General features: G+C 36.2%; 14 protein-coding genes. 13 read left to right on the plus strand and 1 reads right to left on the minus strand.

Annotation, left to right across the window (positions count from 1 at the left end; translation table 11 throughout):
- Positions 1–272: 272 nt before the first annotated feature.
- Positions 273–2,129: an EAL domain-containing protein gene (locus N7931_RS05330; RefSeq protein WP_262792472.1), complete on the plus strand. Its 1,857-nt coding sequence runs from the start codon at positions 273–275 to the stop codon at positions 2,127–2,129.
- Here the strand turns inward: N7931_RS05330 and N7931_RS05335 are convergent.
- A complete protein-coding gene (locus N7931_RS05335) occupies positions 2,116–3,045 on the minus strand; it encodes a 1-aminocyclopropane-1-carboxylate deaminase/D-cysteine desulfhydrase (protein ID WP_262792473.1) in 930 nt (309 codons plus the stop codon). The genes N7931_RS05330 and N7931_RS05335 overlap by 14 nt on opposite strands.
- Positions 3,046–3,198: 153 nt before the next feature.
- Between N7931_RS05335 and N7931_RS05340 the strand changes: the two genes are divergently transcribed.
- The 12 genes from N7931_RS05340 to N7931_RS19520 all read left to right on the plus strand — a co-directional run bounded on the left by N7931_RS05340 (position 3,199) and on the right by N7931_RS19520 (position 14,246).
- Positions 3,199–4,134, plus strand: coding sequence for a hypothetical protein (locus tag N7931_RS05340; RefSeq protein ID WP_262792474.1), 936 nt, complete (start codon positions 3,199–3,201; stop codon positions 4,132–4,134).
- Positions 4,135–4,737 (plus strand): PilN domain-containing protein, encoded by a 603-nt coding sequence (locus N7931_RS05345; RefSeq protein WP_262792475.1) that lies wholly within the window; start codon positions 4,135–4,137, stop codon positions 4,735–4,737.
- On the plus strand, positions 4,737–5,444 hold the full coding sequence (locus tag N7931_RS05350; RefSeq protein WP_262792476.1) for a type II secretion system protein M: 708 nt from the start codon (positions 4,737–4,739) through the stop codon (positions 5,442–5,444). Before N7931_RS05345 ends, N7931_RS05350 begins: the two co-directional genes overlap by 1 nt.
- Entirely contained in the window at positions 5,441–5,794 is a 354-nt protein-coding gene (locus tag N7931_RS05355; protein ID WP_262792478.1) for a general secretion pathway protein GspB, read from the plus strand. Before N7931_RS05350 ends, N7931_RS05355 begins: the two co-directional genes overlap by 4 nt.
- Positions 5,795–7,468 (plus strand): pilus (MSHA type) biogenesis protein MshL, encoded by a 1,674-nt coding sequence (gene mshL, locus N7931_RS05360; RefSeq protein WP_262792480.1) that lies wholly within the window; start codon positions 5,795–5,797, stop codon positions 7,466–7,468.
- 9 nt (positions 7,469–7,477) lie between these two features.
- A complete protein-coding gene (locus tag N7931_RS05365; RefSeq protein ID WP_262792481.1) occupies positions 7,478–8,401 on the plus strand; it encodes an ExeA family protein in 924 nt (307 codons plus the stop codon).
- Positions 8,401–9,618 carry a tetratricopeptide repeat protein gene (locus N7931_RS05370; protein ID WP_262792482.1) on the plus strand — a complete coding sequence of 406 codons (1,218 nt, stop codon included), beginning with the start codon at positions 8,401–8,403 and terminating at the stop codon, positions 9,616–9,618. The genes N7931_RS05365 and N7931_RS05370 overlap by 1 nt, the downstream gene beginning before the upstream one ends.
- The gene (locus N7931_RS05375) at positions 9,615–11,372 is read left to right on the plus strand and encodes a GspE/PulE family protein (RefSeq protein ID WP_262792483.1); all 1,758 of its coding nucleotides are present in this window, start codon (positions 9,615–9,617) and stop codon (positions 11,370–11,372) included. Before N7931_RS05370 ends, N7931_RS05375 begins: the two co-directional genes overlap by 4 nt.
- 3 nt (positions 11,373–11,375) lie before the next feature.
- Positions 11,376–12,605, plus strand: coding sequence for a type II secretion system F family protein (locus N7931_RS05380; protein ID WP_262792484.1), 1,230 nt, complete (start codon positions 11,376–11,378; stop codon positions 12,603–12,605).
- Positions 12,606–12,694: 89 nt separating this feature from the next.
- Complete coding sequence (locus N7931_RS05385) at positions 12,695–13,114, plus strand: hypothetical protein (protein ID WP_262792485.1); 420 nt, start codon at positions 12,695–12,697, stop codon at positions 13,112–13,114.
- Entirely contained in the window at positions 13,101–13,700 is a 600-nt protein-coding gene (locus N7931_RS05390) for a type II secretion system protein (protein WP_262792486.1), read from the plus strand. Before N7931_RS05385 ends, N7931_RS05390 begins: the two co-directional genes overlap by 14 nt.
- 105 nt (positions 13,701–13,805) lie before the next feature.
- Positions 13,806–14,246, plus strand: a complete 441-nt coding sequence (locus tag N7931_RS19520; RefSeq protein ID WP_316250566.1) for a type II secretion system protein — start codon at positions 13,806–13,808, stop codon at positions 14,244–14,246.
- The last annotated feature ends 1 nt before the right edge of the window (position 14,247 follow it).

The raw sequence follows: 14,247 nt of genomic DNA on the forward strand, positions 1-14,247 counted from the left end.
TATTTATGTAAATTTTGTTAAATACTCAAATCCATACGTAACAATTGTTAGAATGATAGTAGGTAAATTTTATCTCTCATGGCAATAACAAGCTTTTAATATTTTTATATGTAGAATCAAACTAATTAGTATAAAAATACCAATAAGTTACTGGACTGCCTTTTGATACTTGTAAAACACAGAACTGCTTGCAATCTGATATACTTACCTGTAAAAGTCTCGTTTAGAAGCTTCAATTCAAATTAATTATAATCTTCTTTCTGGGTTAATGGATGGCCGAATTACCACTAAAAACAACAGCCCGTAGCTTATTTGCTTGGCAGCGAAAAATTGCAGTCATTATCAGTTTATTTGTTGTTTTTTGTGTTGCGGTATGGTGTTTTACCGTTTTGCATTCTGCTACAACTCAATTCGAGCAAATCATTGAGCTCTCGATACATGAAAATCCGGATATTACTCCCCCTGAATTAGATAACTTACTCTCAAAACTCGATATTGCCACTGAGATTTATTATATCGAGGAACAAAAAACGTTAACTCTAAATACTGTAATCTGGTTTGATTGGCAAAGCACTACAAGACCGTTTTACCTATCCTCAGGCCAAAGTTTCCAAGTTAAGTTTATAGTTTTATCAACATATCACTTATTTTTTATTGGGGCCTCTTTAAGCTTATTTTGGTTTATTGTGTTATCAGTTCTTTGGTCATTAGGAAAAGCTGGAGAACGTAATTTATCAGCCCTAGAGCGCAAAGCACGCAGAATGCAGATTGCGAGTCGTCATGAAATCACCAAACATCCCAGTTTATTTACCGTTTTAGATAACTTATTGGATGAATTAAATTGGGCAAGACAAGAACAAAGTAGAGTTGATAAGTTTATCCGAATTCAAACTTTTTTAGATCCAGAAACAGGTATTGGTAACAGAATTTATTTTAATAACCGACTTGAAGCATTGCTTAATATTGAGGAACAAATTGAACAAGGGGTTGTAGTTGGTATTAGGATTAATGAATTAGCAGAAATTGAAGAAGAACATGGCAATGATGCTATTATTGATGTTTTAAGCCAATTTACAAATATTACAGAGCAAGCTTTACAAAGATATAATCATGCTATTTTTGCTCGTTACTCTCATAATGACTTGGCGATTATCATTGCTAATATTTCAATCAAAGAAATAGAGCAGCTATGTAATCATTTAGTTCGTTCTTTAGCTCATGTCAGAGTACCCAAAAATACAGATGCAGATAACCTATACCATATCGGGGTTTCTACTTTTAAATCTGGGGATCATATTGCCCAAGTTTTAAGGGAAGTTGATATGGCTATTCGTTCGGCTGAATTACAAGGACCAGCTAGCTGGTTTATGTATCAAGAAGAAGACAATGTTAAAACAATGACAATGGGCTCGCTCCAATGGCGTACATTACTAGAGAATAAATTAAATAATGAAGGTTTTTTGATTAGCTTTCAGGCAGTGATGAAAATCTCACCTTATACAATTCATCATCAGGAGATAGTATTACAGCTACAAGACAATCAGGGAAAAATTTTACCTAGTAACTTATTTATGCCAATGGCTCATAAATGTGGTTTAGCCGTAAAAATAGATAAACAGATTATCTCAAAGCTTTATCAACAATTAGTCAATTCAGAAAACCCTGTATGTACTAGTATAAACATTAGTTCTGATGCTTTATTGGACAAATCGTTTAGAACCTGGTTTACCACAATACTTGCTCAAGACAAGCAATTCGCCTCTCAAATTATTATAGAAATAAGTGAATATGCAATAGTCAATTATATTGATGAGCTTAGTTATTTTATTCAGCAATTAGATAACCTCTCAACGCACGTATTAGTCGATCAAGTTGGTCAATATGTTACTGCATCTAATTACATCAAACAGTTACCAATACGTTATTTAAAATTACACCCAAGCATAGTAAAAAACATTCATAATAAAAGTGAAAACCAACTTTTTATCAGAAGCTTGCAAGGCTCATGTGCAGGTACAGGCATAAAAATATTTGCTTATGGGGTAGAAACTTTAGAAGAGTTCCAAGAAATTAAACACCTAGGGTTGGCTGGGGTACAGGGTAGTTATAATAATTTTAATCAAGATTAGTCAAAAAATAGTTATCTGGTAATAGCCCTCTTTGAGTAAACCCTCTCCAGCCTTGTAATCCTCCTGTATGTAGCGCAATAACTTTGCTGTTTTCAGGCATCCTCCCCTCATCTATCGCACTAAATAAAGCAAACATCATTTTTCCTGTATATATAGGGTCGAGAATAATTTGGTAGCGGAAATAAAATTCTTCAATAAATTTTAATAATTCAGGGGAGGTTTTGCCAAATCCGCCAAAATGATTATCTTGCCAAAGTTCCCAATAAGGTTTGATACCCGCTATTTTCTGACTTTGCTCCAAAATGGTATCAATCTCACTTACTAGATAACCGGAGTTAGCTAGAGCTGCCACACCTATTGCTATTTGTTTTGGTTTTAACTGTCTAATAATTCCGGCCAATGTCGTACCACTACCAACAGGACAGACCAAATGACTAAAATCTAAATTAATTTCATTGATTAAATCGGCTACACCTTTGAAACCGAGTTCACCATAACCCCCTTCTGAAATAATCAAACTTTCAGGGAAGCGAGACTTGAGCCAAGATAAATATTCTGGTTCATAACGTTTGCGGTAAGTTTTTCTATCAACACACTCAACCGTCATTCCGAATGCAATACAATCTGCTAACGTTTGATTAGCAGGATCAATAAAATCGGCACGAACGATAGCATGTACTTTCCGTTGAAAATAATGACAAGCATACGCTAAAGCATGTAAATGATTACTATAAGCTCCACCAAACGAGACAATTGAGGTTTGGGAATCCTCACTTAAGTAATACTTTAGCTTTCGCCATTTGTTGCCAGAAACCTGAGGGTGAATTAAATCATCTCGCTTTAACCATACTTTTATACCACGATGATGTAGGTGAGAAATATCTAACAATTCTAAAGGGCTAGGTAAAAAAAACACTTAACAACCTGTTATAAGCAAGATAAAAAATAATTAATAAAATGAGTAGCGCTAAACGCTGGCAGAATATGCAATAATATTGTAACTTGTCTAAAAACTTACATAAAATCGTCTTAAACCCAATAGCGATTAGGAAATATAAAAACAGGTGCTATGGTTGCTATTATAAAACAACTCGCTGCCAAATACAGAACGAGTAATACCACAAAATATACAGCTAGCCTAATGCTTAGCAGCGTAGGTTTTTATTTGCTTGTATATCAAAAAGGCCATAAAAAACCAGTTTATGCATCCCAACATATATTACAAGATAAACACAACTGGCAGTTAGAACTGAACCAGCTATTACAAAATGAATTTTTAAAACAATCTACGCTCAATATTATTTTACCACATGAGCATTATCAATTATTAGTCGTTGACCGCCCAGAAGTAAACGAAGAAGAACTAGCGCAAGCTATTCGCTATTCGGCAAAAGATTACCTAAATACAACTTTAGAAGAGGTAGCAATTGATTATTTTGATATCCCAATTCAAATTTTTGGTCAAAACAAAGTCAACTTAGTTGCTGCCAGACTTAAGTTTTTACAACCACTGATCAAAGTTTGTTTAGAAAATTGTCAAAAAATACATCGAATAACAGTTAGTGAACTAGCCTATCAGGATTTATTTGCAGGAGATCAAGATGCCTCTATGCTAATTATCCATCAGCCAAATGAAGAGCTATTAATTCAAATAGTAAAAAACGGGCAACTTTATTTTTTCCGTAGAATTAGAGGTTACAGTAAACTCAACGAATATACTGAATTTGAAATTAATCAAGGAGCTGTCGATAGCCTAAGTATTGAGATCCAAAGATCTCTAGATTATTTTGAAAGTCAATTACGCCAAGCCTCTGTCAAAAGAATATATATTTCTGTAAATTCTCATTTAGAATCAGTGTTAATAGATAAAATCGGTGAAAATTTTACCATGCCCGTACTGCCATTAAAAAACCGAGTTGCGGATCTGCTTCCTGAAAAGACAGAAAACGATCATGGCTATTACCCTGCTGTAGGTGCGGCACAAGAGCTTATCAGGGAGCAATAAGTGAAGCATAATATTAATTTTTACTTTGATGAGTTTAAGCCAAAAACGGAATTACTCACATTATCTAACCTACTAGTACTTGTTATATTCTTGAGCTTACTAATTGTAGGGTTTTCAATCTATAGCACATATACTAGAGTTCAAGTTGAACAAAACACAAACGAGCTGAGCTTACAGGTTAAAAACCAGCAAGCCACTGTTAAAGAGTTAGAGTTTGCATTAAGTACCCGAAAACAAGATCCAAAACTAACCAAAGTAATTGCCACACTACAAAATAAAATACAAATAAGACAAAAAATTATAGAGCAGATCGATAAAGTGACGAATAGTCAAAAAAAGGGGTATTCTAGGTTAATGGCTGATTTATCCAGTACTATTCCAGCCGGTATCTGGTTAACTCAAATCAAATTTGATGATAATCATATTGAACTAATAGGACAAAGCCAACAAGCTCACCTTTTGCCTAAATGGTTACAAGTATTGGGAGAATCAGATTACTTTCAAAATAAAGAGTTTAATAATTTAAAACTCTTAGATTTACCGACACAAAATTTAATTCAATTTTATATTATCAGTAGTCCTCAGCCTGAGGTAATACGTTAATGGCAAATAACCTTAGTTCTCAATTTAAACTTTATAGTGAAAAGTTTTCAAATCTCAATCAAAGAGAAAAAAGCTTTATTAGCTTTGCCAGCCTTTTTGCAATTGTTTTTATCAGTTATACCATTTTTATTGAACCAAACTTGATAAAAATTGAGCAAGCTCAGTTGAAGACTCAAGCTCTACAAACTGATTTGGCTCAATTATCCCAAACTGCTGATGACTTTCGTAATGCTCTACAAGTTGATATAAACCTACCTTTAAATAAGAAAATTCAAGAACTTGAGCAGAGACTAATGCAGACTAATTCGAATATTGCAAAAGTCAGTGATCAATTAGTAACAGCAAAACAAATGAGCGAAATGCTAGAAGCTATGCTCAGTCAAACTGACTCATTAAAACTTGTTCAGCTAAAATCTTTACCAACAGAGAATCTACTTGAGCAAGTTTATAATAATTCAAACAGTGGAATTGCAACTTCCCCTGATAGTGACTTTAGACCTGAAAATATCAGCTTATATCAGCAAGGTATTAGCTTAACGATTGAAGGGGATTATCAATCCATTTATCAATTTTTGCAGCAAGCAGAGCAACTACCATGGCATTTTTATTGGCGAAAATTTAATTATAAAGTCACCCAGTATCCATTAGCCAGACTCGAGGTAGAACTCATCACCTTAAGTTTAACTCAAGGGTTTGTCGGTCTATGAAAAAAAAATACAAGCTGTTAATTTTTTTATTAAGTCACTTCACTATCAGTATACAAGCTGCTGATATTATAAAAGACCCAACACAGCCAGCAGGGGCTATCCCCCACAATATAAAACTTGATGAGTTAACAGATACACAATGGCAACTTCAAGCTGTGACTTATACAGATAAAACGAGAAGAGCCATAATTAATGGTAAATTTTATCAGACAGGGCAAAACTTAACTGAGCAAGTTAGTGTTTATCAAATTTTACCTAATTCAGTCATCTTATTGGTTAACGAACGAAAACATACTTTAACCTTACGCAATACAAATATAAAAACTGAAGTGAACGGAGCATTTAATTAAATGCAAAGATTATCTAAAAAAATTCAACAAACACCTTTAAAAACTTATCTAGCTTTCAGTTTGCTAACTGGTTTAATTGGCTGCCAATCAACCCAACTGGAACCTCAAATAGAACAAAGTTTAAATGAGCCAGCTCCTGTAGCTGAACAAGCTGTACCGGCAGCCGTTTTGGCCGATCTAGTTCCGAAATTTGATGAGTTGGCTAATCAGCCTCAATTACAGGAAAAAAGGTACGATATAGATACTAATGAAGTTCCTGTAGGAGCTTTCTTTCAAAGTTTAGTACAAGACACTCCGCTTAATGTGGTTGTTCATCCTAATGTTGGTGGGCAGATCAGTTTAAGTTTAAAAGGTGTCACACTTGCAGAAGTAATCGATGTTGTCACAGATATGTATGGCTACGATATCAAACTAAAAGGCCGCTTATTACAAATCTATCCTACAGGCATGCGAACCGAAACATTTTCAGTTAACTATTTAGCCATGCAACGTAACGGAATTTCGTATACGTCAATTCAATCTGGTGGCGTAACCAATCCTGCCAATAATCAAAATGGTAGTGGTTATGGTGCAAACAATCGCTATTCTGATTCACCATCCACTTTAGGATTAGCTGGGCAAGAATACCAAAATTCTAGTCAGTATGAATCTGGTAATACCTTAAATAACGGTACAAGAATTGTTTCTTCCAATAAAAATAATTTTTGGGATGATTTAACAACAGCATTAAGAACCTTAATTGGCGAAGGCGAAAATCGTAATATTATTGTAAATCCACAAGCAGGTTTGGTCACAGTTAAAGCTTTACCTGAAGAACTCAGGAGTGTTAAAGCTTTTTTACAGTCAACCGAACAGCAAATGCAGCGTCAAGTTATTCTTGAAGCCAAAGTAATTGAAGTTAGCTTAAGTGATGCCTATCAGCAAGGTATTCAGTGGGAAGCCATTTTAGGTCGCATTGATTCTACAGAGGTAGGAACAAGTAGATCAGGAGCCACCTTAGGGAACACAATAACCAATACGCTTGCTGGTGTAACTAGCTTAACTTTTAACAATGGCGATTTTACTGGTTTATTACAACTTTTAAAAACACAAGGTAATGTACAAGTTCTGTCCAGCCCAAGGTTAACAGCCGCTAATAATCAAAAAGCAGTTATTAAGGTTGGTACTGACGAGTACTTTGTAACGAATGTATCCACTACAACAGTTACAGGCACAGCAACGACCTCATCGCCAAATATAGAGCTAGAGCCATTTTTTAGTGGGATAGCTTTAGATGTTACACCTCAAATTGATTCTGCTGGCAGCGTTATTTTACATGTACACCCCTCGGTTATTGATACAACAGAGCAAGTGAAAGTAGTCACCTTAAACGAACAGGATTTCACTTTACCTCTGGCACAAAGCAACGTGAGAGAATCAGATACAATTATTAAAGCAAATTCAGGCGAAATTGTAGTAATTGGAGGGTTAATGCAGACTATCACTTCTGATAAAAACTCAAAGGTTCCTCTATTAGGAGATATTCCTGGGTTAGGATCATTATTTACCTCTCTATCTCAAGAAACCAAAAAGAAAGAGTTAATTATTATGATTAAACCTACCGTTGTAGGTCAAACCACATGGCAAGAGCAGAGACAGCGCTCTTCAGAACTGCTAGAGCAGTGGTATAAATAGAGAAAATTTATGTATTTATACCATTTTGGTTTACGTGAACTCCCTTTTACACTTACACCAAATACCCAATTTTTTTTAGGTTTACCAAGTCATCATGAGGCTTTACAAACTTTGTTAACCGCATTAAAAATGGGTGAAGGGTTTATTAAAGTCACAGGTGAAGTGGGTACAGGTAAAACCTTATTATGCCGAAAATTAATGAATGATATCCCTAAGGAATTTGTCACGGCTTATATTCCAAATCCTTATCTACAACCAGATGAATTAAGACTCGCCGTTGCGCACGAATTAGGAATCAGTAGCGAACAGGCGAACCCGGCAGCTTTAACCCAACTTATTCAGCAGGCATTGCTTGATATTTCAGCTCAAGGTAAAACATTAATTTTAATTCTTGATGAAGCACAAGTTCTGCCAGATGAGAGTTTAGAGGTACTAAGGCTATTTACTAATTTAGAAACCGAAAGCCGTAAACTCATTCAAATTGTATTATTTGCTCAACCGGAATTAGATGAACGTTTAGCCCAACATAATATGCGTCAAATAAAACAAAGGGTCACATTTTCATTTACGTTAGAAGCCTTAACAGAGACACAAGTGCAGCCATACTTGCAACATAGGATGACGATTGCCGGATTCAAAGGAATGCCTGTTTTTTCAACTGCAGTATCGAAGGTTTTATATAGTGCTTGCAATGGGACACCAAGAATATTAAATATCTTAGCTCATAAATGTTTAATGTTAGCTTATGGCGAAGGTAAACGAGAAGTTGAACTCAAACATGTTCACCTGGCTATCAAAGACTCTGAAATTCGTCAATCTCAACACCAGATAAACAATCAAAAACTACTGAATAAAATGAGTAAATTAGCTCTAGCCAGTATCTCACTAATTGTAATAATTTTAATGATAAGCAAGTTCTTTGGAGCACTTTGATGAGTGTAATTAATCAAATGCTAAAAGATCTGGATAAACGCCAGCAACCACCAGAAGTAATCAATACAGATTACCCAACTATCGATAGCGAAAAACAACAACTATCTTCTAAAAATATAAATTTAAAGTGGTTACTATTTGCATTATTAATTCTAATATCTGCATTTGTGTATTGGTATTTAATCCACACCTCCAATCATGTGCTGCCACCAAAAACTCACCAAGTTATTGAGACTGTATCTGCTCCACTTGAAGATAAACCTCTCCAACAATCAGTACCGAGTACTAAAGATAATGCCAATCCAACGCAGGAGCCACAATCGATATTGAGTCAGCCAACCGTTTCTAGAATAAATCAAGATATAGAGCAACCGGTTGCAACAACTTCACAAAAATTACCAACTTTAGGAGAACTCCACTCTCAAAAAGCGCACACAGTTCAAAAGCAAACAGTAGCTCAAAAAAGTAATCATCAAAGAGCAACTCAACAAATTAAAGAGCAGCACTCAACCCCTGTTGAACAGTCTCCAGTGCAAATTGAAAAAACAACTCAAAAAGTACAAACCACCAGCACTCAAACAGCACCTGTTGAAAATACTCAAAATTCAAGCCCTTATCTTGCGATTAAACCGACACAAACCTCAAATATTGATATTGCAACAAATCAACTCAACCAGGCTATTGCACTGTTGGATAAAGGGCAATTTATAAAAGCTGAACAGTTACTTCACTCTGCGTTAAATTTAAACCCAGAGTTACACCAAGCAAGAATAACATTAATGAGTATTCGCTATGGTGAAAAAAATTACCCATCCGCCTTAGCGATTTTACAGCAAGGTATTGAGTCCTTTCCTGAGTATTTAGCTTACCGTTTATTAGCCGCCAACATTTTGCTAGAAATAGATAAGCCACAAGTAGCATGGAGCTTAATTAAAGATCAAACTCCCAATCCACAGCAGGAACATACTTTTTACCAATTCAAAGCGAGTTTAGCCCAGCAGTTACAACACTGGCCCATCGCATTAACAAGTTGGCAACAGCTTCTAGTTGTTAATCCACAAAATGCTAAGTGGCAATTGGGGGCTGCGATAGCAGCTGAACAGACTAAAAATCAAACATTAGCAGCTAAACATTATCAACTTGCACTTGAGTTACCTGGTTTAAGTCAGGCATCAAGAGAATTTGCTCAACAAAAAATAACGAGACTCAGCCAATGATGAAACCTAAATTAAAAAAACGACTGGGTGATTTATTAGTTGAAGAAGGCATTATCACCGAAGGCCAGCTAACTGAAGCTTTATCTCAGCAACAGCAATCAGGGAGAAAACTCGGCACCACATTAATTGAGTCAGGAGCCATTTCCGAGCGTCAGCTATTAACGTTTTTAGCTCAGCAATTACATGTCCCTTATTGGGATATTTCACAAAAACGTATTCAGCCTGAACTCGTTCAAAAAATCCCAGAAGTTCAAGCAAGACGTAATCGAACTCTACTCGTTGAAGAAACAGATAACACTTATACAATTGGAATGAGTGATCCGGCAGATATAAATGCTATAGATGCGATTGCGGCTATCTTAACAGATAAAGAAATACAAATCGTAGCTGTACGAGAAAGCCAGATATTAGAAGCATTTGACAGCTTATATCGGCGTACAGCAGACATAAAATCATTTGCTTCTCAATTAGAAGATGAATACAACGAAACAGAAGATTTTGACTTTGCCGGATTTGCGAATGCAGGCGACGAAGAAGAAGCTACGGTTGCTAAATTATTAAATACCATTTTTGAAGATGCGGTTCAGGTAAAAGCATCTGATATTCATATTGAACCTGATGAGAAAGTATTAAGAATTCGTCAACGAGTTGATGGTGTCCTACAAGAATCAGTTTTAAACGAAGCACGCATTGCGCAAGCATTAGTTTTACGTTTAAAGCTAATGGCTGGGTTAGACATTTCAGAAAGGCGCTTACCCCAAGATGGACGATTTAATATTCGTATCCGTGGTAAAAATATAGATATACGTATGTCAACTATGCCAATACAACATGGCGAGTCCGTTGTAATGCGTTTATTAGATCAATCCGGTGGCGTTTTATCATTAGAACAAACTGGTATGCCGTTAGAAATTTTAAAACGGGTCAGAAATGTCATTCAGCGTCCACACGGTATGATTTTAGTCACGGGTCCAACTGGTTCAGGTAAAACAACTACTCTTTATGGGGTTTTGAGCGAATTAAATCAGTCGAGCCATAAAATTATCACAGTAGAAGACCCTGTGGAGTATCGCCTTCCTCGCATAAACCAAGTGCAAGTAAGTCCAAAAATCAACCTGACCTTTGCGAGTGTACTAAGAACAGCTCTGCGTCAGGATCCTGATATTTTAATGGTTGGTGAGATGCGAGATACGGAAACAGCTGAGATAGGGCTAAGAGGTGCATTGACTGGCCATTTAGTATTATCAACTTTACATACCAACGATGCTATCAGCAGTGCAATACGTTTAATCGACATGGGGGCTCCCGGATACTTAGTCGCGAGTTCATTACGAGCAATTATTGCACAAAGGTTGATAAGAAAAATTTGTCCAGACTGTAAAGCAGAGCATCACCCTGAATCACACGAAAGAGTTTGGCTCACAGGAATAGGCAAAACAGATATGAGCCAGCAAGTGTTTTTTGAGGGCAAAGGTTGTCAAGCATGCAACTATGTAGGTTACCGTGGTCGTATCGGGGTATTTGAGTTTCTGGAAATAGATGAAAATATGATGAATGCGTTAAAACGCGATGATACTGAAAGTTTTTCTCATTATGCTAAATTGAGCCCCAGCTTTAAAAACTTAGCAGCCAGTGCACTGGATTATGCAATCTCTGGGACAACTTCAGTAGCAGAAGTTTTAAAACTGGTTGAAAATATTGCAGAGCTAGATAAATACGCCAAAGAAGTTGCTCAACAGGAAGAGGACAGTTAATTCATGGCAACTTTTTCTTATCAGGGTAAATCTTCAGGGGAGACAGTATCTGGGAAAATTGAAGCTGCGAATGAAGCGGCGGCAGCAGATAATTTACTCAAGCGTAATATTACCCCATTACAAATTAGACAACTCAAAGCGGATAACAGCAACAAAAGTAACTCGATAAACTTATCTGACTTATTTATTCCCAGAGTTAAATTGGATGACTTAGTTATTTTTTCTCGCCAGATGTATTCACTGACAAAAGCAGGAATTCCAATCATTAGGGCCATAGGTGGGCTAGCAGATACCACCAGCTCAGTCAGGTTAAAACAGACATTAGAGCAAGTAAATAATGATCTTGAAAAGGGTCGCTCCTTATCTGCCTCAATGTCGGCACACCAAAAAGTATTCTCAAAGCTCTTTGTCAGTATGATTAATGTCGGAGAAAGCACTGGTAAACTTGAAGAGGCATTCTTACTTTTGGCTCAATATTATGAACAGGAGCAGGCAACCAGAAAACAAATAGCTTCGGCGATGCGTTATCCTATGTTTGTTATTTTGGCTATTGTTGTCGCTATATTTTTAATGAACTTATTTGTTATCCCTACTTTTGCCGCCATGTTCAATAAGTTCAATGCAGAACTTCCATGGACAACTCAATTTTTAATTAACAGTTCCAATTTTTTTGTAAACTTCTGGCCGTTTATTATTGCAGCTATAATTGCCAGTATATTTATGCTAAAACGATATATAAATTCAAAAGCAGGCCGTTACAAATGGGATAAGTTAAAACTCAAACTCCCAGTAATAGGTTCTATTATTGAACGCTCTACTTTATCTAGATTTGCTCGTTCATTTTCGATGATGCTGCAATCAGGAGTGCCCCTCACCCAGTCACTTAATTTAGTATCTGAATCTGTAGATAATGCTTTTATGGGTGACAAGATTTTAAATATGCGTAAAGGTGTTGAACGAGGTGAAAGTTTATTAAGAACAGCCCATGCCAGCCGCTTATTTACGCCTTTGGTTATGCAGATGATAGCGGTTGGAGAGGAAACTGGACAAGTTGATATAATGCTAAACGAGGTCGCTGACTTTTATGAACGGGAAGTCGATTTTGATTTAAAAAGTTTAACAGCCAAGATAGAGCCTATTTTAATTGCAATTGTCGCTGTTATGGTTTTAATTTTAGCTTTGGGTATATTTATGCCAATGTGGAATATGATGGGCGCAATTAAAGGGCGTTAACTTTGAACCGGAATGATTCAAAAAAAGCTAAACAAAACCATTACTTGCTATATAAAATAGTGCTAGCTTTTTGTATTAGTTTTAGTTTAATGATGCTCTGGATAGCTGAATTTGAAGATACGGAAGAGCAAGCAACCAGTACCAGTTTTAAATTAATTGTTAATGAGTTTAAAAACGCTGTAAATTTAACTCATGTTGAGTGGCTCAGATTAGCCAGAGCCGATTCAATTAAATTTTACAGCGATTTAAGCAACCCTGACGATTTTACTGAAATAGCTATGACCCAAAAAGGCTGGCCAAAAGTAGTACCATCAAACATCCAGGGTTGCAATTTGTTATGGCAAAAATTATTAAAACAGCCATTGCAGGTGATACATAAAAATATCATTGTTAAATATCAAAATAATACCTGTATATTTCAGCTAAATAGTCAGCAACAATTGAGCTATCAGGTAAATAACGGACAAGTGGATTATATAAATTCAGGAGTAAAAGATGCATTCCAATAAAAAAAGACAAGCTGGCTTCTCATTAGTTGAACTAGTTATTGTAATTATTATTTTAGGTTTATTGGCAGCAACGGCATTGCCTAGATTATTAAGTGTTACTGACGATGCAGAAGATGCGACAGTTGAAGGTGTTGCTGGAGGCTTTGCCACTGCAGTTGGTTTAGTACGTTCTCAATGGGAATTAGAAGGCCGTCCAGGCTCAAGTACAGGAGCCAGCTCTGCAACTGTTGATTTAGATGGTGTAACAGTAGCCGTTGATCCAAGTAGGGGTTACCCAACTGGCGGCTCGGACGATGCAAACTCAAGTGCAAATGCATTAACCTCTGCCGATTGCCAAGCTATTTTTATTAGTATTTTACAAAGTTCACCTAAGATAACATCTAGCTTTGCTGGTAATAATTCCGCTGCGTTTTCAGAAAATGATTACTATACAACAACAGGAACCAGTGGTGGCCAAAGTACTTGTTTGTATTATTTAGTGCAAACAATAAAAAGTAATAGCTCAGCGCCTAGCGGAACAACTACAGGTAATGGATTTGAGTATTTACCGCAAACCGGGCAAGTGAGTGTCTTTAGTAATAATTAATCCAACAAAAGTATCTATACTAAACTTATTGTATTTTAAAACTTTAATGGCTATTTTTAGCCATATAATTTAAATTAGTTTCAATGAATTAATACGAGGTGTTTTATGAAAAGCAGTAAAGGTTTTACCTTAATTGAATTGATCGTAGTTATTGTAGTATTAGGCATTTTAGCAGTGACTGCAGCCCCTAAATTTATTAATATTCAAGATGATGCACAGGAAGCTGTTGCTAACGGTATTTCCGCGTCTTTAACAAGTGCTGCGACTATGGCTCATGGAAAAGCTTTAATTGCCTCTCAGACGGGTGCAGAGGGAAGTGTATCAATAAATGGCGTGAGTGTTGCGCTTGTGAATGGTTATCCGTCCGAAAGTAGTATTGGTAGTTTAATTGAAGCGGTTAATGGTTGGCCAGGCACAGCTGACGCTACAGCAAATACTTACACGCTTGCACATAGTAGTGGGACCTGTGTAGTTTATACAGAAACTTCAAGCTCAAATACTGCACCTGAGGTCACTGTTGAGACTTGTCCTGACGAAGACGAATAAT

Origin of the sequence: Catenovulum sp. 2E275 (assembly GCF_025515275.1) — a bacterium.
Lineage (GTDB): Bacteria > Pseudomonadota > Gammaproteobacteria > Enterobacterales > Alteromonadaceae > Catenovulum.